21 protein-coding genes, 1 pseudogene and 1 riboswitch are annotated in these 22,445 nt (G+C 58.3%); of the genes and pseudogenes, 13 read left to right on the plus strand and 9 right to left on the minus strand.

Annotated elements, in window-relative coordinates:
* From ACIQVE_RS00555 to ACIQVE_RS00570, 4 genes and pseudogenes are all read left to right on the plus strand, one after another.
* Positions 1 to 169: pseudogene (locus ACIQVE_RS00555) on the plus strand (ArsR family transcriptional regulator); the annotation flags it as partial.
* Between the two features lie 18 nt (positions 170 to 187).
* On the plus strand, positions 188 to 1,378 hold the full coding sequence (gene metK / locus ACIQVE_RS00560; RefSeq protein WP_042561496.1) for a methionine adenosyltransferase: 1,191 nt from the start codon (positions 188 to 190) through the stop codon (positions 1,376 to 1,378).
* A gap of 209 nt (positions 1,379 to 1,587) precedes the next feature.
* The gene (gene ligB, locus ACIQVE_RS00565) at positions 1,588 to 3,255 is read left to right on the plus strand and encodes an NAD-dependent DNA ligase LigB (RefSeq protein WP_402803510.1); all 1,668 of its coding nucleotides are present in this window, start codon (positions 1,588 to 1,590) and stop codon (positions 3,253 to 3,255) included.
* A 96-nt stretch (positions 3,256 to 3,351) separates the two neighbouring features.
* Complete coding sequence (locus tag ACIQVE_RS00570) at positions 3,352 to 3,747, plus strand: DUF1090 domain-containing protein (RefSeq protein WP_402803512.1); 396 nt, start codon at positions 3,352 to 3,354, stop codon at positions 3,745 to 3,747.
* A 182-nt stretch (positions 3,748 to 3,929) separates the two neighbouring features.
* On the opposite strand, the gene ACIQVE_RS00575 is transcribed toward ACIQVE_RS00570, so the two are convergent.
* Positions 3,930 to 4,379 carry a c-type cytochrome gene (locus ACIQVE_RS00575; protein WP_402803514.1) on the minus strand — a complete coding sequence of 150 codons (450 nt, stop codon included), beginning with the start codon at positions 4,377 to 4,379 and terminating at the stop codon, positions 3,930 to 3,932.
* Between the two features lie 128 nt (positions 4,380 to 4,507).
* Here ACIQVE_RS00575 and ACIQVE_RS00580 point away from each other — a divergent pair, with 128 nt between their 5' ends.
* Positions 4,508 to 5,686: a murein transglycosylase A gene (locus ACIQVE_RS00580; protein WP_402803515.1), complete on the plus strand. Its 1,179-nt coding sequence runs from the start codon at positions 4,508 to 4,510 to the stop codon at positions 5,684 to 5,686.
* Positions 5,687 to 5,761: 75 nt separating this feature from the next.
* Here the strand turns inward: ACIQVE_RS00580 and ACIQVE_RS00585 are convergent, their stop codons facing one another.
* Complete coding sequence (locus ACIQVE_RS00585) at positions 5,762 to 6,145, minus strand: MAPEG family protein (protein ID WP_402803517.1); 384 nt, start codon at positions 6,143 to 6,145, stop codon at positions 5,762 to 5,764.
* Between the two features lie 38 nt (positions 6,146 to 6,183).
* Positions 6,184 to 7,017, minus strand: a complete 834-nt coding sequence (locus ACIQVE_RS00590; RefSeq protein WP_402803519.1) for an EamA family transporter — start codon at positions 7,015 to 7,017, stop codon at positions 6,184 to 6,186.
* Between the two features lie 199 nt (positions 7,018 to 7,216).
* Between ACIQVE_RS00590 and ACIQVE_RS00595 the strand changes: the two genes are divergently transcribed.
* Both ACIQVE_RS00595 and ACIQVE_RS00600 read left to right on the plus strand, forming a co-directional pair.
* On the plus strand, positions 7,217 to 8,386 hold the full coding sequence (locus ACIQVE_RS00595) for an MFS transporter (protein WP_402803520.1): 1,170 nt from the start codon (positions 7,217 to 7,219) through the stop codon (positions 8,384 to 8,386).
* Between the two features lie 289 nt (positions 8,387 to 8,675).
* Entirely contained in the window at positions 8,676 to 9,938 is a 1,263-nt protein-coding gene (locus tag ACIQVE_RS00600) for a cation:proton antiporter (RefSeq protein WP_402803522.1), read from the plus strand.
* Positions 9,939 to 9,990: 52 nt separating this feature from the next.
* Here the strand turns inward: ACIQVE_RS00600 and ACIQVE_RS00605 are convergent, their stop codons facing one another.
* Positions 9,991 to 11,274 carry an amidase gene (locus ACIQVE_RS00605; RefSeq protein WP_402803525.1) on the minus strand — a complete coding sequence of 428 codons (1,284 nt, stop codon included), beginning with the start codon at positions 11,272 to 11,274 and terminating at the stop codon, positions 9,991 to 9,993.
* A gap of 57 nt (positions 11,275 to 11,331) precedes the next feature.
* Positions 11,332 to 11,745, minus strand: coding sequence for a VOC family protein (locus tag ACIQVE_RS00610; protein WP_402803527.1), 414 nt, complete (start codon positions 11,743 to 11,745; stop codon positions 11,332 to 11,334).
* Positions 11,746 to 11,857: 112 nt separating this feature from the next.
* Between ACIQVE_RS00610 and ACIQVE_RS00615 the strand changes: the two genes are divergently transcribed.
* Positions 11,858 to 12,733, plus strand: a complete 876-nt coding sequence (locus tag ACIQVE_RS00615; RefSeq protein ID WP_402803528.1) for a LysR family transcriptional regulator — start codon at positions 11,858 to 11,860, stop codon at positions 12,731 to 12,733.
* On the opposite strand, the gene ACIQVE_RS00620 is transcribed toward ACIQVE_RS00615, so the two are convergent.
* The gene (locus ACIQVE_RS00620; protein WP_402803530.1) at positions 12,730 to 13,611 is read right to left on the minus strand and encodes a formate/nitrite transporter family protein; all 882 of its coding nucleotides are present in this window, start codon (positions 13,609 to 13,611) and stop codon (positions 12,730 to 12,732) included. The two genes, ACIQVE_RS00615 and ACIQVE_RS00620, sit on opposite strands and share 4 nt — an antisense overlap.
* 176 nt (positions 13,612 to 13,787) lie before the next feature.
* Entirely contained in the window at positions 13,788 to 14,195 is a 408-nt protein-coding gene (locus ACIQVE_RS00625; protein ID WP_123454248.1) for an acyl-CoA thioesterase, read from the minus strand.
* 197 nt (positions 14,196 to 14,392) lie between these two features.
* Positions 14,393 to 14,491, plus strand: a riboswitch (S-adenosyl-L-homocysteine riboswitch).
* A gap of 23 nt (positions 14,492 to 14,514) precedes the next feature.
* On the opposite strand from ACIQVE_RS00625, the gene ahcY reads away from it, so the two are divergent.
* The 4 genes from ahcY (at position 14,515) to ACIQVE_RS00645 (ending at position 19,973) form a co-directional block, all read left to right on the plus strand.
* Positions 14,515 to 15,897 carry an adenosylhomocysteinase gene (gene ahcY, locus ACIQVE_RS00630; RefSeq protein WP_402803533.1) on the plus strand — a complete coding sequence of 461 codons (1,383 nt, stop codon included), beginning with the start codon at positions 14,515 to 14,517 and terminating at the stop codon, positions 15,895 to 15,897.
* A 159-nt stretch (positions 15,898 to 16,056) separates the two neighbouring features.
* Positions 16,057 to 16,902 (plus strand): methylenetetrahydrofolate reductase [NAD(P)H], encoded by an 846-nt coding sequence (gene metF / locus ACIQVE_RS00635; protein WP_402803534.1) that lies wholly within the window; start codon positions 16,057 to 16,059, stop codon positions 16,900 to 16,902.
* 144 nt (positions 16,903 to 17,046) lie between these two features.
* Positions 17,047 to 17,859 carry a substrate-binding periplasmic protein gene (locus ACIQVE_RS00640; RefSeq protein ID WP_402803536.1) on the plus strand — a complete coding sequence of 271 codons (813 nt, stop codon included), beginning with the start codon at positions 17,047 to 17,049 and terminating at the stop codon, positions 17,857 to 17,859.
* 221 nt (positions 17,860 to 18,080) lie between these two features.
* Positions 18,081 to 19,973, plus strand: coding sequence for a DEAD/DEAH box helicase (locus tag ACIQVE_RS00645; RefSeq protein ID WP_402803538.1), 1,893 nt, complete (start codon positions 18,081 to 18,083; stop codon positions 19,971 to 19,973).
* Between the two features lie 250 nt (positions 19,974 to 20,223).
* Here ACIQVE_RS00645 and ACIQVE_RS00650 read toward each other — a convergent pair whose 3' ends face one another.
* On the minus strand, positions 20,224 to 20,802 hold the full coding sequence (locus ACIQVE_RS00650; RefSeq protein ID WP_402803539.1) for a YceI family protein: 579 nt from the start codon (positions 20,800 to 20,802) through the stop codon (positions 20,224 to 20,226).
* Positions 20,803 to 20,833: 31 nt separating this feature from the next.
* Positions 20,834 to 21,385 carry a cytochrome b gene (locus ACIQVE_RS00655; RefSeq protein ID WP_402803541.1) on the minus strand — a complete coding sequence of 184 codons (552 nt, stop codon included), beginning with the start codon at positions 21,383 to 21,385 and terminating at the stop codon, positions 20,834 to 20,836.
* A 310-nt stretch (positions 21,386 to 21,695) separates the two neighbouring features.
* Between ACIQVE_RS00655 and ACIQVE_RS00660 the strand changes: the two genes are divergently transcribed.
* Positions 21,696 to 22,193 (plus strand): hypothetical protein, encoded by a 498-nt coding sequence (locus tag ACIQVE_RS00660; protein WP_402803542.1) that lies wholly within the window; start codon positions 21,696 to 21,698, stop codon positions 22,191 to 22,193.
* Positions 22,194 to 22,445: the final 252 nt, after the last annotated feature.

Here is a 22,445-nt window from a genome sequence, read left to right on the forward strand (position 1 = left end):
GGAGGCCTGCGGTGATCTGTGGTTGGGGTTTGAACAGGACGATTTGGCCGGTTGGGCCACCGCTGCGGGACTCGTTCCCGGGGAAAGCCTCTATGTAGGCTTACGTAATGGTTTCCAGATCCAGGTCCGCCACTTTCAGCGACCGGCTGGCGACACTCACCATCGGTAAATTCAGGAAAACATCGAGATGAGCGAATACTCCCTCTTCACCTCCGAGTCCGTGTCCGAAGGGCACCCGGACAAAATCGCCGACCAGATTTCCGATGCGGTGCTGGACGCCATTATTGCTGAAGACAAGTTCGCCCGTGTGGCGTGCGAGACTCTGGTAAAGACCGGCGTTGCAATCATCGCCGGTGAAGTGACCACGTCGGCCTGGGTCGATCTGGAAGAAATCGTGCGTAACGTCATTCTGGACATCGGCTACAACAGCTCCGATGTCGGCTTCGACGGCGCCACTTGCGGTGTGATGAACATCATCGGCAAGCAGTCCCCAGACATCAACCAGGGTGTTGACCGTGCCAAGCCTGAAGATCAGGGCGCCGGCGACCAGGGCCTGATGTTCGGCTACGCCAGCAACGAAACCGACGTTTTGATGCCAGCCCCGATCACCTTCTCGCACCAACTCGTGCAGCGCCAGGCCGAAGCCCGTAAATCGGGTCTGCTGCCTTGGCTGCGCCCGGACGCCAAGTCGCAAGTGACTTGCCGTTACGAAGGCGGCAAGGTTGTCGGTATCGACGCTGTTGTTCTGTCGACCCAGCACAACCCAGACGTGTCGTACAAAGACCTGCGCGAAGGCGTAATGGAGCTGATCGTCAAGCACGTGCTGCCTGCCGAATTGCTGACCAAGGACACTCAGTTCCACATCAACCCGACTGGCCAGTTCATCATTGGCGGCCCGGTTGGCGACTGCGGTCTGACCGGTCGCAAGATCATCGTCGATAGCTACGGCGGCATGGCCCGTCACGGCGGCGGCGCGTTCTCCGGTAAAGATCCATCGAAGGTTGACCGTTCAGCTGCCTACGCTGGCCGTTACGTTGCCAAAAACATCGTCGCTGCCGGCCTGGCCGAGCGTTGCGAGATTCAGGTTTCCTACGCGATCGGTGTGGCCCAGCCTACGTCGATCTCGCTGAACACCTTCGGCACCGGCAAGATCAGCGACGATAAAATCGTCAAACTGGTGCGTGACGTGTTCGACCTGCGTCCATACGCGATCACCACCATGCTCGACCTGCTGCACCCGATGTACCAGGAAACTGCAGCCTACGGCCACTTCGGTCGTACTCCAGAAACCAAGACTGTTGGCGAAGACACCTTCACCACCTTCACCTGGGAAAAAACCGATCGCGCCGACGCCCTGCGTTCTGCTGCCGGCCTGTAATTCCCTGGCTGCATAAAAAGCCCCGCACGGTTAGCGCCGTGCGGGGTTTTTTTATGCCTACGCCAGACCTTGTGGGAGCGAGCTTGCTCGCGAAGAGGCCCGCACAGGCTACATCAATTTCAAATGGAAATACCCCGCAAAACACCCGCCCGACCTCGCTCAAAATCCTGACTAGCCTTGAGGAACACCCATGAGCAAGGACGCTCACGATGCGTTTGTTTTTGTTTGTTTTGCTGAACCTCATATACCTGACTGCCTATGCGTCTCAATGTCCGAACTGGGCCCTCAACCAAGCCCATAAGGAAATCACCACCCTGCAAAAACAGATCGACCAATGGGACGACGCCTATCACCGCGAAGGCCGTTCTTTGATCACTGACGAACTCTACGATCAATCGCACCTGCGACTTGGCGAGTGGCGACAGTGCTTCAAACTGCCAGCGCCCGCCGAGCCTTTGCGCACGGCGTCAGGCACTGTCGCGCACTCCATCGCCCATACCGGTCTGGACAAGCTGCATAAAGCCGAGGCCGTGGAGGCATGGCTGAAGGATCGCAAGGATGTCTGGGTGCAACCCAAAGTCGATGGCGTCGCCGTGACACTCATCTATCGCGCAGGCGTTTTGCAGCAGGCAATCAGTCGTGGGGACGGTGTCACCGGGCAAGACTGGACGGCATCAGCGCGCAACATCGACGCCATTCCTAAACGCCTGAAGCAGCCGCTGGATTTGCTGGTACAAGGTGAACTCTACTGGCGCTTGAACGAGCATGTTCAAGCACGCGCCGGCAGCGTCAACGCACGCGCTACCGTGGCAGGCCTGATGGGCCGAAAATCCCTGACTACAGAACAAGGTGCAGGCATCGGGTTGTACATCTGGGACTGGCCACAAGGGCCTGCGGATTTGCCTGAGCGGCTATCGACACTGGCGGCGCTGGGCTTCGCCACGACGGAGCCCTACAGCTATCCCATCCTGCAATTTGCAGAGGCGCAAAAGTGGCGCGAACACTGGTATGGCTCACCCCTGCCATTTGCCACTGATGGCATCGTTCTGCGCCAGAGTCAGCGCCCTCCCGCCGAACGCTGGCAGGCCCGCTCACCTTATTGGGCTATCGCCTGGAAGTATCCGTTTGCCCAGGCATTGGCCGAAGTACGCAAGGTCAATTTCAAGATCGGTCGCACCGGCCGCATTACGCCAGTACTCGAACTGGTACCCGTCATGCTCGACGACCGGGAGATCAAACGGGTCAGCGCCAGTTCACTCAAGCGCTGGCAGGCGCTGGATATCCGCCCCGGCGATCAGGTGGCAATCAGTCTGGCCGGCCTGACGATTCCGCGCCTCGACAGCGCTGTACTGCGCACCACCGAGCGCGCAGAAATCAATGTCCCGAATGCCAAAGATTTTCATGCCTTGAGTTGCTTGCAACCCACGCCCGGCTGCGAAAGCCAGTTTCTCGCACGCCTGACCTGGCTCAGCGGCAAGCAAGGTCTGGCCATGCAGAATGTCGGGCGCGGCACCTGGGAGAAACTTCTCGAAACAGGCCGCCTGAACCACCTGCTGGATTGGTTGACCCTCGACGAGCCAGAGCTTGCTAACATTGCCGGCTTCGGCGAACGCAGCAGCGCGCGCCTGATGCACAGCTTCCGCAGCGCCCGCCAACGGCCGTTCGCACAATGGCTCAAGGCACTGGGTCTGCCGCCAACGGGCGGGGCGAAACTTCCTGACTCGTGGCACGCACTGGCACAACGTGATACCGAACAATGGCACGGAGAAGCCGGCATCGGCCCCGGTCGCGCAGCACAATTGAGCGCATTCTTCCGTGACCCGCAGGTGCTAGCCTTGAGTGAAATTTTACACGCCGCCGGAATCGACGGTTTCTGAACACGCAGTCCCGGCTCACCGGGAACCCAACGGTCGCCGAGACGCTCCAACAGCGCAGTGCCTCCCGACCCGATTGCCTTTGCACATGGAGCTTTTATGAAATTTTTCGCACCACTCGCCCTGCTCACTCTTTGCGGCGTCCTGGCCGCTCCCGTGATGGCTGCCGAAGACGCTCCCGGCCTGACCGGCTGTGCGGCCAAGAAGCAGGGCATCGTGAACCAGATCGAGCAGGCCAAATCGCGCGGCAACGCCGATCAGCAGGCAGGTCTGGAAACCGCTCTGCGTGAAGTCACTGAACATTGCACTGACGCGGGCCTGAAAAAGGAACGCGAGAACAAGGTCCTCGAGGCAAAGCATGAGGTGAGCCAGCGCCAGGCCGACCTCGACAAGGCCATGAAGAAAGGTGATCCAGAGAGGATCGACAAGCGCAAGAACAAGCTCGCCGAATCGCGTAAAGAGCTGCAAGACGCGCTGGACCAGATCGACAAGTAATTGATGACCCTGTGGCGAGGGGATTCAGCGAAACGTCGCACCGCCCCGTTCGGCGGCGAAGCCGTCGCAAATCCGGCTGATCGGGTCTGACTGAAAAAACTCGGTTGTGTGGTTTTGGGGCTGCTTCGCAGCCCAACGGGGATAAATCCCCTCGCCACAGGATTACTCAGCAGTCTTGAAGGTCAATGATCGCGAAACTCTTTATGGCAAGCGCTGCAGGCATCTTCGACCTTCTGCACCGCCGGCCTCAGGTTGCTGGCCTTGTAAGGCTGGACTTTGCTGGCGATCACCAATTCAGCGGTGGCCGCTTCAAGGTTACGGGCCATTTCCTGGAAGCGTGCCTGTTTTTGCCAGACATCGTCTTTGGCACTGGTGTGATCTTCTTCGCGCACTTGCGGGAAATGTTTCCACGGCTCATGGGACAACGTATCGAGCTTCACCGCGCCTTCGGCAAACTTCGGCCCGTCGAACGGAATGCGTCCACGCAACATGCCGCCCAGGTCTTCGCCGGTCTTGAGCATCTGCTTGAAGATCGCCTTGCGTTGGCCCAGCGGAGAATTCGGATCGACACCGCCACAGGCGGACAGGGTCAGACAGGCCAGCAATACAACAGCAATTCTTTTAAGAGTCATGGTGGCTTCAAGTCACGGAAATCGGCGGCCAGTATCCTCGCGTCACCGACAAACACCAATAGCCCTATTAAAAATACGGGTTGCCGGAGCGCATGGAGCACTCGGGCAACCGGCACAGGAATCACTCCATGAACAGCCGTTTCAAGGCCTGGCGTCATCCGCTGATCGCCACTCTTCCAATGCTGGCGATTCTCGCCGGTTGCACCGGTGGCGACAGCGACAAGCCGAAAACCCATGCGCTGGCCACTTACTCCAGCGCGACGTGGGAAGCACTGCCAGCGGTGTCAGATAGCGATCTGGTCGCAGGCTTCGGCTCGTGGCGCAGCGCTTGCACCCGCCTCAAGGCTGATGCAGTCTGGGGGCCGACCTGCGCCGCAGCAGCCAACGTGCCGCAGAGCGCTAGCGAGATACGCGCCTTCCTCAAACAGAACCTCGATGTCTACGGCCTGCGGGCTGAGAACGACAATCCCAACGGTTTGATCACCGGCTACTACGAACCGGTGTACCCCGGCAGCCTGACGCCGACCGATGTAGCGAATGTGCCGGTTTACGGCGTACCCGAGGACATGATCATTGTCTCGCTCGACAGCATTTATCCTGAGCTGAAAGGCAAACGCCTGCGCGGTCGACTTGAAGGGCGGGTGCTCAAGCCCTACGACGATTCGGCGACTATCCAAAGCAAAGGCGTGAACGCGCCCGTGGTTGCCTACCTCACCGATCCAATGAACCTGCAGTTCCTGCAGATCCAGGGCTCCGGGCGAATTCAGACCCAGGACGGCAAGCAGCTACGCATTGCCTACGCCGACCAGAACGGCCACCCGTACCGGCCAATTGGTCGCTGGCTGGTCGAGCAAGGCGAACTGAAGAAAGAAGACGTAACGATGGGCGCGATCAGCAACTGGGCCAAGGCCAATCCGTCACGTATCCCGGAACTACTCGCCAGCAACCCGAGCTATGTATTTTTCACCCGCAACCCGGACAGCAACGAAGGTCCGCGCGGTTCGCTGAACGTGCCGCTGACTGCCGGCTACAGTGCGGCGGTGGATCGCAAGGTGATTCCGTTGGGCAGCCTGTTGTGGCTGTCGACGACGCGCCCCGATGGCACGGCGCTGGTTCGCCCGGTAGCGGCGCAGGACACCGGTGGCGCGATTGCCGGTGAGGTGCGTGCGGATCTGTTCTGGGGCACCGGTGAAGCGGCCGGGCAATTGGCCGGCGACATGAAACAACAAGGGCAGATCTGGATGCTCTGGCCTAAAGGTGCCCCGCTACCGCAAGTGCCGCAGGTGGCGGATACGCAGAAGAAGTAATCTTTGAGATCATCGCGGGCTATTGGATAGTCATCGCGGGCTTGCCCGCGATGAGGCCAACCAAAACACCAGTTATCAGGCTGACACAACAAAGAAACTGATGATCAAGCCAATCCCCACAAACCACACCAGCGACCGCATGATCGCCCAATCCGCCAGGTAGCAAATGATGTAGAGCAGGCGACTGGTGATAAACAGCACCGCCAGCACATTCACCGTCACCAACTCCGCCGTCCCAACCAGATGCGCAACAATGACAGCCACGGCGAACGCCGGCATCACCTCGAAACTGTTCAGTTGCGCGGCATGTGCGCGCCTGGCCAAACCGTTAAGGCTTTCCATGAAGTCCCGCGGATCATGATTGTCACTCAGCCTGTAGCCGCCCACAGCCTTGGCTACACCCGTGCAGATATAGGGCAAAAAGATCGCGATCAACACACACCACAGAGCCACCGTCATAAAGCCATCCTTTTTCGAGTTATAGAATTCGCGAGCCGTCAGAACTTCATCACCAGTATGCCGATCAGCACCAGCCCACAAGCTAAGAGCCGCGGTCGACCGAAAGGTTCTTTGAGGTAGCGAATGCCGAACAGCACCACCAGAATCACGCTGATCTCGCGCAACGCCGCTGCTTCGGCAATCGAGCCCAACTGCATCGCCCACAGCACCAGAGCGTAGCTGAACAACACGCAGAACCCGACCGTCAGCCCCAGCCTCCACTGCTCACGCCAGAACTGCATAAACGCCGGGCGTTTGGCGACCCACGCCAGCAACGGAAACGGCCAAGCGCTGAGCAGCGTGACCCAGACCAGATAATCCAGCGGATGCGACCAGCGCCGCAGCGCCTGACCGTCGATGTAGGTGTAGCAGCCGATGCACAGCCCGATCAGTGCGACCACCGGCAACATCGACCACGGCAAATGTTTGCCGCCGCCACCCTGCCACAGCAGACACGCCATGCCGAAAGGAATCAGCATGATCCCGAAGATCTGCTGCGTGGTGAGCACTTCACCGGCAAAGATCAGGGTCAGTGCCAGCACCACCAGCGGCGACAAACCGCGCATCAACGGATAGACCAGCCCGAGATCGCCAACGCGATAAGCCTGAATCAACAGATAGCGATAGAGCAGTTCGAACGCTGCCGAAGCGAGAATCCACGGCCAGATTTCCAGCGGCGGCAAGTTCACGAAGGGCACCGCGATGGCAACAAACAGCAGCGCCACGGTGTCCATGCACGCCACCACCAGCAGCCGTTCGGCACTGAACTTGATCAGGGTATTCCACGCCGCATGCAGCAGCGCCGCTACCAACACCAGAGCTGTCGCCAGCACGTTTCACTCCTTATTTTTATAGTCAGATTATTGATTCTCGATGTGTCAGCAGCTGTTTATACTGCAAGCGACCACGCCGCACTCAGTTGCGCACAGACTAATTCCAATAATTGCTGCCTGCCCCGCTCTCTTTCGAGAACGGTCGTCGGCCTGCGTATGCCTGATCAAAGCGTCAAGACTACCGACAGAGACCTTGCGCATGCCACTCGCCTTGTTTGCACTCGCTGTTGCCGCATTCGGCATCGGCACCACTGAATTCGTGATCATGGGCCTGCTGCCCGACGTCGCCCGCGACCTCGCGGTAAGCATTCCCCACGCCGGCCTGCTGATCACCGGTTACGCCCTGGGCGTGGTATTCGGTGCGCCGATCCTCGCCATTGGCACCGCCAACATGCCGCGTAAAGCCACACTGCTGGGCATGACGCTGATGTTCATCCTCGGCAACGTGCTCTGCGCACTGGCGCCGAACTACGCCACGCTGATGGCCGCTCGCGTGGTCACGGCGCTGTGTCACGGCGCGTTCTTCGGCATCGGTTCGGTGGTCGCCGCCGGCCTGGTCGCGCCGAACAAACGCGCCCAGGCGATAGCGATGATGTTCACCGGTCTGACCCTGGCCAACGTGCTCGGTGTGCCGCTGGGCACTGCACTCGGGCAATACGCCGGTTGGCGCTCGACGTTCTGGGCGGTGTCGGTGATCGGTGTTTTCGCCGCACTCGCACAATGGTTGTGGTTGCCCAAACACATCCCGATGGACAAGGCCAACCTCGCCAGCGAGTTCAAAGTGCTGGGCAAAATCAATGTGCTGTTGGCGCTGGGCATGAGTGTGCTGGCGTCGACCAGCCTGTTCAGTGTCTTCACTTACATCGCGCCGATCCTGCAGGACATCACTGGCGTCAGTCCGCACGGTGTGACGGTGATGCTGTTGCTGTTCGGCGTCGGCCTGACCGGTGGCAGCATGCTCGGCGGACGTCTGGCCGACAGTCGTTTGCTGCCGTCGTTGGTGGGCGTGGCAATGGCAGTGGTGGTGATTCTGGCGGCGTTCACCCAGACCAGTCACTCGGTGATTCCGGCGGCAATCACGCTGGTGCTGTGGGGGATCTTTGCTTTCGCGCTGTGCCCGATTCTGCAACTGCTGATCATCGATCAGGCCCATGAAGCACCGAACCTCGGCTCGACGCTGAACCAGAGTGCGTTCAACCTCGGCAACGCTGCCGGTGCCTGGATTGGCGGGCTGGTGGTGGCGAGCGGTGCCGATCTTGCGCAGTTGCCGTGGACCGGGGCGCTGGTGGGTGTGTTGACGGTGCTGACGGCGCTTTGGTTTATCTATCTGCAACGTCGTGAGGCTGCTGCGGTCAATGTGTCTGGCTGATTGTGTTGTGCCAGAAAGAGCCCTCACCCTAACCCTCTCCCAAAGGGAGAGGGGACTGACCGAGGTGTTTGCTCGGCATACATTGACCTGAAACTGCGAGTCGAACTCAGGCTTGAAAAGCCTGAAGATCTGCTCCCTTTCCCCCTCTCCCTCAGGGAGAGGGCTGGGCTGAGGGGGCTCTTGATCCAATCAAAGCATCAACTGTGTCCCCACCATCATTCAGCCCATCAAACCCCCGCACAAAAAAACCAGTGCGCTTTCTTCCCACCCCACATCCAAAGGACCCCGGATGCTTGAACTCGTTGCCGCTTTCATCTGCCTCACCACCCTCCTCACCTTCGTCAACTTCCGTTTCATCGGCCTGCCGCCGACCATCGGCGTGATGGTCACCGCGTTGCTGTTTTCCCTGCTGCTGCAAGGCTTGAGCGTGCTCGGCTATCCCGGCCTGGAGGAACGCGTACAGCAACTGATCGGCCAGATCGACTTCGGCGATCTGCTGATGAACTGGATGCTGTCTTTCCTGCTTTTCGCCGGTGCCTTGCACGTAAACCTGAACGATCTGCGCAGCTATCGCTGGCCCATCGGCCTGCTGGCGACCTTTGGTGTGTTGATTGCCACAGCGGTAATCGGCAGCCTCGCCTATTACATCTTTGCCCTGTTCGGCTGGCACGTGAGCTTCCTCTACTGTTTGCTCTTCGGCGCGCTGATTTCCCCGACCGACCCGATCGCGGTGCTCGGTGTATTACGTACCGCCAATGCGTCGAAACCGCTGAAAACCACCATCGTCGGTGAGTCGCTGTTCAACGACGGCACCGCCGTCGTGGTGTTCACCGTGTTGCTGGGCATCGCCCAACTCGGCGAAACCCCGACTGTCAGTGCCACGGCCATGCTGTTTGTCCATGAAGCCGTTGGCGGCGTAGTGTTCGGTGGGCTGATCGGTTATCTGGTTTACCTGATGATCAAGAGCATCGAGCAGCACCAGATCGAAGTGATGCTAACTCTCGCGCTGGTGATCGGTGGTTCGGCGCTGGCGTCCGAACTTCACGTTTCCGCACCGATTGCGATGGTGGTTGCCGGTCTGATCATCGGCAACCTGGGGCGCAATCTGGCGATGAACGACATGACACGCAAATACCTCGATGGCTTCTGGGAGTTGCTCGACGACATGCTCAATGCGCTGCTGTTTGCGCTGATCGGCATGGAACTGTTGCTGTTGCCATTCAACTGGCTGCACGTGGCGGCGGCGAGTTTACTGGCGGTGGCGATTCTGCTCTCGCGCCTGCTTACCGTGGCGCCGGCAATTCTGCTGCTACGGCGCTGGCGCACAGTGCCGAGCGGCACGATCCGGGTGCTGACCTGGGGCGGATTGCGTGGTGGGGTCTCGGTCGCGCTAGCACTGTCGCTGCCACTGGGAGAGGAGCGTGACTTGCTGCTGAGCATCACTTACATCGTGGTGTTGTCATCGATTCTGATACAAGGCCTGACCATTGGCCGGGTTGTCCGCGGCGTCACTGGCCAGCAAGAAGTCCGCGCTGCGAATCCCGCGCACTGACGCATCAATGGGGCGCCGTCGTGTAGCTACCTCCACGACGGCGCCGCTTCAATTAGCTGCCAGCCCGCAACACAGCATCAACCTGCTCCGCAGCGTGTAACAGATTGCTGTCGTCTCTAAACTCTCCGATCATTTGCAGGCCAACGGGTAACGCCCCGGCATTGCGAACGAGCGGGAGGTTAATTTGAGGCAAGCCAAACGCCATCCAGAACTTGCTGAAATCAGAAGGTCCGGTTGCGCCAAGACCCAATGGGGCGACGATGCCACAGCTCGCACCCAAGATGGCGTCGAAAGGCTGGAATAGCGCTTCCAAAACAGGGGCCAACTTTGCCAAGCGTTTCTTTGCCGCTGACTCTTGCTCCCAGGTCGTCAAACGGGCGCGTTCGACCATGGCTAATAACTCTTCACTGAGTTTGTCCGGATGCATCTGCAGTTCTTTGGAAAGTGATCGGGCGCCCTCGCAATCGTTTATCAGCAGATGGTCATCAAACACCGCCGCAAATTCCTCGGGCAGCAACACCTCGCTCACTGGATGTCCCGCCAATCGCAGATCTTCAACAGCAGCGCCCAGTGATTGGGCGACGTCCGCATTTACTTGATCCCAACGCGCCGTACGACAGAAGCCGAACGAGCACAACTTACGTTCATGAGCACGCTTCGGAAAACCGGGGATCAGGACTTGCGCCATCAGCTCCAGATCACGCACGGAACGGCCATACCAACCCACCGTGTCGAAACTCGGCGCTAAGGGTTTGACCCCTTCTAGAGAAACCAATCCATACGAAGGTTTGAAAGCATAGAGCCCGCAATAGGACGCCGGTTTGATCAATGATCCGGCTGTCTGCGTCCCCAACGCGATCGGAAAAAATCCGGCCGCCATCCCCGCTGCCGATCCGGCACTTGAGCTTCCAGGCGTTCTGGCAAGATCATGTGGATTGCGGGTTGGGCCGGTATGCATGTAAGCGAATTCGGTGGTATGGGTCTTGCCCATGATGACTGCGCCGGCCTGGCGCAGAAGCGACACGACATGGGCGTCACGCGAAGGACGATTGTCCTCATAAATCGGCGAGTAAAAACGGGTGGGATGATCGGCAGTGTCATAGACGTCTTTGATCCCCACGGGCACACCTGCCAGAAGGCCTTTCGCATTACTCTTTTTTAATTGGCAAGCCTGACTGCGCACCCCGTCCGGATCGAAGGAAACGAACGCATTTATGCTGCGCTCTTGCGCTTCGACACATTCAAGAAAGTGCTCGGCTACTGTCTCTGCGATCACGGCATCCGCACGAACCATTTCTGAAATGGCGGTGGCGTCAGTTTTATTAAAATTGTGCATATCGCTCCTTGGACTTCCTTCGAAAGACACTTGATGGAAGTGCGCTGTTTGGAAGTTTCAAGTTGCATACACTGACTGCAAATCATTGAAGCCTTTTATCTCGATAGGATTTCCGGCGGGGTCCAGAAAGAACATCGTTGCTTGCTCACCCGGTTCTCCTGGAAAACGAATGTTTGGCGCAAGAACAAATTCCACCTGGCCGTTGATCAACCTGTCCTTCAATGCAATCCAGTCCGACATCTGGAGTATCACGCCAAGATGGGGCATCGGCACGTTGTGCTCGCCTACCTTTCCGGTGTTAGTCACCGCAAAAGGTTCGCCCAGATGCAACGACAATTGATGCCCGAAAAAGTTGAAATCAACCCAGGTATCGGTGCTGCGCCCTTCCACACATCCCAGCAAATCACCATAAAACTGGCGGGAAATCTCCAAATCGCGGACGTGAAAAGCCAAGTGAAAAATCGACTGCATAGGTAGCTCCTGAACATCGCCGGAAGTTGAAAATCACTCACTGGGTTGAAGACTGTGCGCTTCTCATCAAAAGAGATAGCATGTAATTTTTACGCTATCGAAAGTATTTCTTATGGATACGCGTTATCTGAAGAGCCTCATCACCGTCGTGGAATGTGGCTCCATCGCACACGCCGCCCGCGTGGAAGGGTTGACGGCAGCGGCGATCAGTCAGCGAATTCTCGCGCTCGAACGCCAGCTCGGCTTTGAGCTGCTGTCTCGCGTCGGGCACGCCGCCAAGCCGAGTCACGCCTGTCTTGGTTTATTGCCCAGGGCTAAACGCATCCTTCGCGAGATTGCATTGCTGGCGGGAGATGCCGACGTGGGAGGGCTGACGGGACAGTTGAGAATAGGCGCTATCTCGACTGTGCTGACCGGTCTGCTACCTGGTGCATTGCGCGCACTGACTGAGTTGGCGCCGGGGCTGACGCCGGTCATCGTGCCTGGTACATCGCGTTCGTTGTATCAGGCGCTGCTCGCAGGAGAGGTCGACGCGGCCATTTTGGTAGTTCCACCGTTCGAATTGCCCAAAGCCTTGCAGGTGGTATCACTGCGTAAAGAGCCTCTGGTGTTTCTGTCGAAGGAAAAACCCTTCGCCAGCATCCCGGCTCAACTGATGACCCAACCGTACATCCGCTACGATCCTGACTCGTGGGGCGGGCGGCATGCCGAGCATTATCTGGCGGACAACGGCTTACTGCCGGCGCCGCTGGTCGATCTGGATGCTCTGGAGACCATTGCCATGCTCGTGACTGAAGGACTTGGCGTGAGCCTTGTGCCTTATTGGTCTGGCTTCGAACACTGGGGCCAAAAGTGTGCTGTGGCCCCGGTTGGCAATGATCGCTATGACAGAGAGATTGCACTGATCAGCCATGTTCAGACTGACCGGCCCAATATGATGAGCGCTTTGCGCAACGTACTTTCACCAGATACGCCTGAGCGGATTTAGTCCGGCCTGGATTCGGCAGGATCTTTTTCAGGGCTGCCGGATTTCGGTGGCCCGCTCTCACTGCGAATCTGCGCATGGCTGATCAGGCCGAAGATAAAGCTGCCACCGATGATGTTCCCGGCCAGAGTAGGCCCAGCGAAAATCAGCCAGAAGTCCTTCCACGGCAACTCGCCGGCGAACACCAGATAGGACACCTCTGCGGACCCGACCACAATGTGCGTGAAATCTCCCAGCGCCATGAAGTAGGTGATGAGGATGATGATCCACATCTTGGCGCTTTCCATGGACGGGATCATCCAGACCATGGTGGCGATCATCCAGCCTGAAATGATGCCTTTGGCGAACATTTTCCCGGCATCGTTTTCCATCACCTTGCGGCCAATTTCGAGGAAGGCGTGGTCGGTCTTGGTGTCGAAGATCGGCAGTTCCAGCATCACATAAGCCACCAGAATCGTGCCGCAAAGATTGCCGACCAGCACCACCGCCCAGAGACGGATCAGCCGCCCGAAATTGTTCAGCGTCGGTTTGGTCATGACCGGTAGCACGGCGGTCAGGGTGTTTTCGGTGAACAGTTGCTGGCGGGCGAGGATCACCGCGAGGAAGCCTGCGCAGTAGCCGAAACTGGCAATCACCTTGAACTCGTCGCCGTCGGGCAACCGCGAAGTAAGCAGCCCCATACCCATCAGCGACAGGCCCATGGTCAGGCCTGCGGCGAGTGCCGACCACCACAGCGCGGCGATGCTGCGCTCCAGTTCCTGGTCGCCCTGTGAGCGGATGATTTCATGCAGAACAGCTGCGCGGGGCGGCTGGTTTTTCTCGACTTCGTGCTGCTCTTTGGCCGAGAGATCGGGGGTCTTGCCGTCGGTGGGCGTGGTCATGGCTTGGGAACCGGTGGGGGTGTCGTTTATCTACGACATTCGCCGTTCACAGCTGTTCACTACCGGGCTGAAGTATGTGGTGATCACCCAATCGCCTTCGCGAGCAAGCTCGCTCCCACAGATTTTGCGCAGGCCCTGTGGGAGCGAGCTTGCTCGCGTAGGTAGCGCCGCCAATCTCAATCAGCGATCGCCGCGTTATCCTGGAACTGATCCTTGACGTACTTGATCTCGGTCCGCCCGTGCGGTGCTGGCAGGCCGTCTTCACCGAGGTTTACGAAAACCATCTTCTCGACAGTCAGAATGCTCTTGCGGGTGATCTTGTTGCGCACTTCGCAAGTCAGGGTGATGGAGGTGCGGCCGAACTCGGTGGCGGTGATGCCCAGTTCGATGATGTCGCCCTGACGCGAAGCACTGACGAAGTTGATTTCGGAAATGTACTTGGTCACCACGCGCTGATTGCCCAACTGGACGATGGCGTAGATTGCCGCCTCCTCGTCGATCCAGCGCAGCAGACTGCCGCCGAACAGGGTGCCGTTGGGGTTGAGGTCTTCGGGTTTTACCCATTTGCGGGTGTGGAAATTCATGTTCACTCCTGAGCGCTTGCCGAAAGATGGACGGTATCTTGGCAGACCGAGCGGTCATGCTCCATGACGCTTCTACTATGGTCGCTATTAACGATCTTCATCCAGCCGACAGAAACCCTTTGGAAGATCAGTCCAGACGGCTATAATCGCCACCGTTTCAAAACGGTAACGTTCACTTGCTACCGTTTTCCCGCCACCTGTCCGAGGGGCGCTGCAGCAGGTTCAACCTGTCAGGCTCGGATGGGGCGTTGACTGGCCTAGGCCGGACACTAAACGCACAACGGCGCCCATTCGCATACATTACGAATGGAGGCTCTTCATGAGCGCTGTTATCACGCCTGCAGATTTTAACGATTACAAAGTTGCCGACATGTCCCTGGCTGCCTGGGGCCGTCGCGAAACCATCATCGCGGAATCGGAAATGCCGGCTCTGATGGGGCTGCGTCGCAAGTACTCCGGCGAACAGCCGTTGAAAGGCGCCAAGATCCTCGGCTGCATTCACATGACCATTCAGACTGCCGTGCTGATCGAAACCCTGGTTGCTCTGGGTGCCGAAGTACGCTGGTCGTCCTGCAACATTTTCTCGACTCAGGACCAGGCCGCTGCCGCTATCGCTGCTGCCGGCATCCCGGTTTTCGCCTGGAAAGGCGAAACTGAAGAAGAGTACGAGTGGTGCCTCGAGCAGACCATCCTGAAAGATGGCCAGCCATGGGATGCCAACATGATCCTCGACGACGGCGGCGATCTGACCCAGCTGCTGCACGACAAGTACCCACAGGTTCTGGATCGCGTTCACGGCGTGACCGAAGAAACCACCACCGGCGTACACCGTCTGCTGGACATGCTGGCCAAGGGCGAACTGAAAATCCCGGCCATCAACGTCAACGACTCGGTGACCAAGTCCAAGAACGACAACAAGTACGGCTGCCGTCACAGCCTGAACGACGCGATCAAGCGCGGTACCGACCACCTGTTGTCCGGCAAGCAAGCGCTGGTAATCGGTTACGGTGACGTGGGCAAGGGCTCCGCGCAGTCCCTGCGTCAGGAAGGCATGATCGTTAAAGTGTCCGAAGTCGACCCGATCTGCGCCATGCAAGCCTGCATGGACGGCTACGAACTGGTTTCGCCGTTCATCGACGGTATCAACGATGGTTCCGAAGCCAGCATCGACAAAGCGCTGCTGGGCAAGATCGACCTGATCGTGACCACCACCGGTAACGTCAATGTTTGCGATTCGAACATGCTCAAAGCCCTGAAGAAGCGCGCCGTTGTCTGCAACATCGGTCACTTCGACAACGAAATCGACACCGCTTTCATGCGCAAGAACTGGGCATGGGAAGAAGTGAAGCCACAGGTACACAAGATCCATCGTACCGGCCCGGGTGCTTTCGACGCACAGAACGACGACTATCTGATCCTGCTGGCCGAAGGCCGTTTGGTGAACCTGGGCAACGCTACCGGTCACCCAAGCCGCATCATGGACGGTTCGTTCGCCAACCAGGTTCTGGCGCAGATCTTCCTGTTCGACCAGAAAGCCGAGCGCCTGACTGTTGAAGTACTGCCGAAGAAACTCGACGAAGAAGTGGCCCTGGAAATGGTTCGCGGCTTCGGCGGCGTGGTCACTCAACTGACCAAGCAACAGGCTGACTACATCGGCGTTACCGTCGAAGGCCCGTTCAAGCCGCACGCTTACCGCTACTGATAAGCCCTGGCTGCTCGCTCTCCCTGTGGGAGCGAGCCTGCTCGCGAAGGCGATTGAACATTCAACACCCGTGTTGTCTGACCTACCGCCTTCGCGAGCAAGCTCGCTCCCACATGGGAATGCAGCACCTCGAAGGTTCTTGTTTCCAAGGGTATGACCATGTCCCAAGACCGTCGCTACAGCTTCGAGTTCTTCCCGACCAAGACCGATGCTGGGCATGAAAAACTGCTCGCCACTGCCCGTCAGTTGGCCATTTACAAGCCTGACTTCTTTTCCTGCACCTACGGCGCTGGTGGTTCGACGCGTGATCGCACCCTCAACACCGTTTTGCAACTGGAAAGCGAAGTCAAAGTACCGGCCGCACCGCACCTGTCGTGCGTCGGCGACAGCAAGGACGACCTGCGCGGCCTGCTGAACGAATACAAAGCCGCCGGCATCAAGCGCATTGTTGCCCTGCGTGGCGACTTGCCGTCTGGCATGGGCATGACCAGCGGTGAGCTGCGTCACGCCAATGAACTGGTTGAATTCATTCGTGAAGAAACCGGCGACCATTTCCACATCGAAGTCGCCGCTTACCCGGAGATGCATCCGCAAGCGCGCAACTACGAAGACGATCTCGCCAATTTCGTGCGCAAGGCCCGCGCCGGCGCCGACAGCGCAATCACCCAGTACTTCTTCAACGCCGACAGCTACTTCTACTTTGTCGACCGTTTGCAGGCGCTGGGCGTGGATATTCCGGTGGTGCCGGGGATCATGCCGATCACCAACTACAGCAAACTCGCGCGCTTCTCCGACGCCTGCGGTGCGGAAATCCCGCGCTGGATTCGCAAGCAGCTGGAAGCCTATGGCGATGACACGCAAAGCATTCAGCGCTTTGGTGAGCAGGTCGTCAGCGAGATGTGCGAACGCCTGTTGCAGGGCGGCGCACCGGGGCTGCACTTCTACTCCATGAACCAGGCTGAACCTAGCCTGGCGATCTGGAATAACCTGAAGTTGCCGCGCTAAGCGTTAAGAAAGATCAAAAGATCGCAGTCTTCGACAGCGCCTACAGGGGTTGTCGGTGCTGCGATTTTTTGCTTTTAAAGGCCCGAGACAGAGCTTGTGCAGCAGTTTCTGGCTCTTTGTGGTTTCTCGTCGTAATCTCAAGCCATGCCTTTGATCACACAGTTATTCGCCGTGCTGGTTTTTGCTTGCCTGAGCGTCGCTGCTCGAGGCGAGAAGCTGCGTATTGTCACCGAGCCGTGGGCACCTTACGTCTTTGAAGAGAACGGCAAGAACCTCGGTCTGGACTACGAAACCACCGCCATTGTGTTCAAGCGCCTGGGCATTGAAGTCGAGTGGCAGTTCCTGCCGTGGAAGCGCTGCCTGTCGATGCTGGAGACCGGCCAGGCCGACGGTGCGCTGGACATCTTTCACAGTGAGGAGCGTGACGCCACCCTGCTCTACCCCAGCGAGCCGCTGTCGGATGTCGAGTTCGTGATGTTCTACGCCAATGACCGGCCACACCCGTTCAGTAAACTCGAAGATCTCAAAGGCCTGACCATCGGCACCTCGCCGGGTTATCTGTACAGCCCAGATTTCAGCGAATCGAACCTGTTTACTCGCGAGCCTGCACCGACCCACGAAGCCAACTTCGGCAAACTCGTGCGGGGACGCATCGATTTGTTGATCACTGATCGCCGCGTCGGCCAGCACTTGCTCGATGAGTTGAATATTCGCGATCTGATCAGCGAAAACCCCAAGGTTATTAGCCGTCAGAGCCAATTTCTTGCGGTTCGACGCAATGCCGGGATGGATTTGCTGGTGCAGCGTTTCGGCGCCGAACTCAAGCGTTTCAAGCGCGAACCGGCCTACGCCGAGCTGAGCGCGCGCTATGGCGCGGCCCCCGGCAAGACTGCGCCGCAGAGTAATGCCTCAGCGAGCAATAAAACCGTTGAGCAGCATGAAAGCATCGCGCAGTGATTGCTCTGTTATACTCCGGCGTTCCCGCCAGGCTCACGCCCGGACGCCCGGAACCGTAACAGGCCTCTCGACCCGCTACAGCGCAGCTTTCAGCCCGCGCGAGCACTCCAGACGTGCCTTTGGAACCGCAGCAGGACCGGACGGGATTGCGTCCTCTTAAACGTGATTCGCGCCAGGCAAGATTCCCATTGGGCCAAGCCCTAACTAAAACAGGATTACTCATGTCCTTTGCTTCCCTCGGTCTCTCCGAGGCTTTAGTCCGCGCCATCGAAGATGCGGGCTATACCGAGCCTACTCCGGTGCAACAGCGGGCTATTCCCGCCGTGTTGCAAGGTCGCGACCTGATGGTTGCGGCACAGACAGGTACTGGTAAAACCGGCGGTTTCGCCCTTCCGATCCTGGAGCGGTTGTTCCCCAACGGTCACCCGGACAAATCCCAGCGTCACGGCCCGCGCCAACCGCGCGTATTGGTCCTGACCCCGACCCGCGAACTCGCGGCCCAGGTTCACGAGAGCTTCAAGATCTACGCCCGTGACCTGAAATTCGTCAGCGCCTGCATCTTCGGTGGCGTCGGCACGAACCCGCAGGTTCAGGCCATGTCCCGTGGTGTTGACGTACTGGTGGCGTGCCCGGGTCGTTTGCTCGACTTGTGCGGCCAGGGCAGCGTCGATCTGTCCCACGTTGAAATCCTCGTCCTCGACGAAGCCGACCGCATGCTCGACATGGGCTTCGTTCACGATGTGAAGAAAGTCCTCGCACGTCTGCCGTCCAAGCGTCAGAACCTGCTGTTTTCGGCGACGTTCTCCAAAGACATCACCGACCTCGCCGGCAAGCTGCTGCACAACCCGGAACGCATCGAAGTCACGCCGCCGAACACCACGGTCGAGCGCATCGAACAACGCGTATTCCGTCTGCCGGCCAGCCACAAGCGTGCGCTGCTGGCTCACCTGATCACCGCCGGCGCGTGGGAACAGGTGCTGGTGTTCACCCGCACCAAGCACGGCGCCAACCGTCTGGCCGAGTACCTCGACAAGCACGGTCTGCCGGCTGTCGCGATTCACGGCAACAAGAGCCAGAACGCTCGCACCAAAGCCTTGGCCGACTTCAAGGCTGGCGAAGTGCGCATTCTGGTGGCCACCGATATCGCCGCGCGCGGTCTGGACATCGACCAGTTGCCACACGTGGTCAACTTCGAACTGCCGAACGTCGATGAAGACTATGTGCACCGTATCGGCCGTACTGGCCGTGCCGGTCGTTCGGGCGAGGCGATCTCGCTGGTTGCGCCGGACGAAGAAAAGCTGCTGAAAAGCATCGAGCGCATGACCAAGCAGAAGATTGCCGATGGCAACCTGATGGGCTTCGACTCGAGCACCATTGAAGCCGAGAAGCCGGAAGTACGTGAACGTCCGGACGTGCGCAACCCGCGCAATCCTCGTGGCCCGCGCGGCGACGGTCCGAATGGCGGCGGCGGTGGCGGCGGTCGTAAAGACAAAGGCAAAGAAAAGAGCAAGGAAAAGCCAGCCGGCGAACGCGGCGAGCGTCCAGCCCGTCCGCAGAAGCCTCGCGAAGGCACTCCGGCCCGTGAACAACGCCCGAGCCAGCCGACACGCGCTGCGTCTGATCGCGCCCCGGACGAGTTCCTCGACGACGATGTGGATAACTTCGGTAACCGCGTTGACTACGTGCCTAAGCCAGCCCCAGCCGGCGGTCGCGGCCGTCGTCCAGGCGTACCGGCTCAAGGTGCAGGCGCAGGCACGGGTTCCGGCGCGCCACGCGGCGGTCAGTCGCAAGGTCGCCAGAACGGCCCGCGCAACACCAACGGTTCGAGCACCGGCACACCGCCAGCCAAGCGTAGCGGTCCACGTAATGGTGCACCGCGTGAAGGTCAGTCGGGTCGTCGCGACGACTCCGCCTCGTCCTCGCGCAACCGCCGCCCGGCCCGTGATGATCAACCACGTACCGAGTCAGCAGCCGTGCAGACCCCGCGCAGCAATGGTCCGAAGATCATGCACAAGGAGTCGAAAGCCGACCGCTTCCCGACACCTGAGCAACTCGATCAACTGCCAAGCCGTCCGCGTGGCGAAAAACCAGCCTTGCTGACTCGCAATCGCTGATTTGATGCCGCAATGAAAAATGCCCCGGTTCGCAAGAGCCGGGGCATTTTTATGAACAATGCATAACCCTGTGGGAGCGGGCTTGCCCGCGATGAGGCTGGTACAGTCAGCGGTGATGTTGTTTGAACTGACGCCATCGCGGGCAAGCCCGCTCCCACAGGTTTTTGTGCAAATAGCCGAACAAAGTGTGAGGCAATAAAAAACGCCCCCGGCCTTTCGACCGGGGGCGTTTTTGTGTGGCTTGCGAAAATTACTTCGCTTTCACACCTTCCAGCGAGATGTCCAGATCAACGGTTTGCGAGGAAGGGCCTGGGCCTTTGATCCCGAAATCGTTCAGGTTGAGGGTGGTCTTGGCGTTGAAGCCAGCACGCTCGCCGCCCCACGGATCCTTGCCTTCGCCGTTGAACGTGGCCTTGAAGGTCACAGGCTTGGTCACGCCGTGCATAGTCAGGTCGCCGGTCACGTCAGCAGTCTTTTCACCGGTGGATTTAACGGCGGTGGAGACGAACTTGGCGTCAGCGAATTTGCCCACGTCCAGGAAGTCTTTGCTGGCGATGTGCTTGTCACGTTCAGCATGGTTCGACCACAGGCTGGCGGTTTTCACGTCAACGGCGATCTTGCTGGCTTCAGGCTTTGCCGAATCCCAGGAGAAAGTACCGTCGAAGTCCTTGAACGTACCGTGGATGAAGCTGTAGCCCAGGTGGCTGATTTTCCAGTCAACGAAGGCATGCTGGCCTTCCTTGTCAATTTTGTAGTCCGCTGCCATGGCCTGACCAGCCGAGAGCAGTGCAGAACCGATTGCCAGAGCGGCCAGAGTTTTTTTCAACATGCTTTCTTTTCCTTTGAGTCGAGGTTGAACTTCAGGCTTTGCGACCGAGCATTCGAGTGAGGGTCGCATCACGATCGATAAAGTGGTGCTTCATTGCTGCCAACGCATGGAGACCGGAGAAAATTACCAGCGCCCACGCCAGCCAGAGATGAATCACCCCAGCGGTATCTGCCTGATCCGGTAGCCCGGAAACCAGTGCAGGAACTTCAAACAGGCCAAACACCGGGATCCCGACACCGTCTGCGGTGGAAATCAGGTAACCGGCGAGCATCACAGCGAACAGCGCAAGATACAGAAACCCGTGGCCGAATTTAGCGCCGATGCGGGTCATGCGGCTGTAGCTTTGCAGCGATGGCGGCGGTGGGCTGATAAAACGCCACAACACCCGCAACACCATCACACCGAGCAGCACCAGGCCGATGCTCTTGTGCAGATCCGGCGCGTCTTTGCGCCAGCTGCTGTAGTAATCCAGCCCGACCATCCACAGGCCCAGCGCGAACAGTCCGAAGACCACCAACGCCACGCCCCAGTGCATGAAGATGCTGACCCAACCATAGCGCGAAGAAGAGTTACGTAGCTGCATTGCCCAAATCCTGTGAGAACTGCGAACCAAGACTAGCGAGTTATCTATCGAATTAAAGCGGAAAATTTTGCTTTGAAATATCGAGAAATACGATCAAGAGTCTGGAAGTGGCGTGTTAAGGAAAGATTAAAGGTGATTTTCTCGTGGGATGCTCGAGATCGGTAGCCGTGCAGCACGTGTGAATATGTATTGGTGGCTGTTACGAAAAGTCGCCAGTAGCGAAGTTTTCAATCAATACATATGTATCTCTGACCGACCGCTTGAACCTGTTCAGATGAAGACCCAATCAATCATCGAAAAGGTGCAACACATGGCTCTTCGTTATACCGCCTTTCAAGCAAGTGGCTCGTCTGATTTACCTCCGAACCAGACAATGACTCCGGGGCAATACCTTCAATCGGAGAATGGCCGATTTCGTTTAGTTCTGCAGAGCGATGGAAATCTGGTGATAAGGGAAGGTGAGTCGCTAGTCTGGATCGCAGATAGCAACCAACCTTACAGCGCAACTTTGCGTCCGAAAAAAATGCGCGAGCCTCTGCAGCTTGTCGTCAGTAATAGCGGATTCCTCTACGACCCCTCCAGACGCCGGCTCTGGATCGCTGAAAGTACTCACAGCAGCGATAAATCGCTGTGGTACAACACCTTCATGTCTATTCAGGATGATGGGAATCTAGTCATTTACGATCAGCGCACGGGTGTTCTGCGTTGGGCGCGTTTTGGTTTTGCTCCGGGGAGGAACAAGAAACCCAAGCAGCGGTGGCTCAGGCACTTGCCTGACGGGATGGAGTTCTTCAAGTGGGAGTTTTAACAGCCTCGCTTCGCCGGTTGTTTAGTTATGAAGAACCGACGGCGGCTGTAAACAATCAGCGGCATATGGATCTATCTGGCATTTATGAGCAAGTTCAGGACCAACGCCACCCGGAAAGAAGCGTCCATTGGCACAGCCGATAAGTGTGATTAACAGAAGTATTACCGCGAGCGTTTTCATGAGACATCTCCAATTTCCTGAAGCATAAAGTTGGAGCCCTGGCACCCGCCATCATCGGGTTCTGATTATTTT

The organism is Pseudomonas sp. NPDC098747, from assembly GCF_044760045.1.
In the GTDB taxonomy this organism is placed as follows: Bacteria; Pseudomonadota; Gammaproteobacteria; order Pseudomonadales; family Pseudomonadaceae; genus Aquipseudomonas.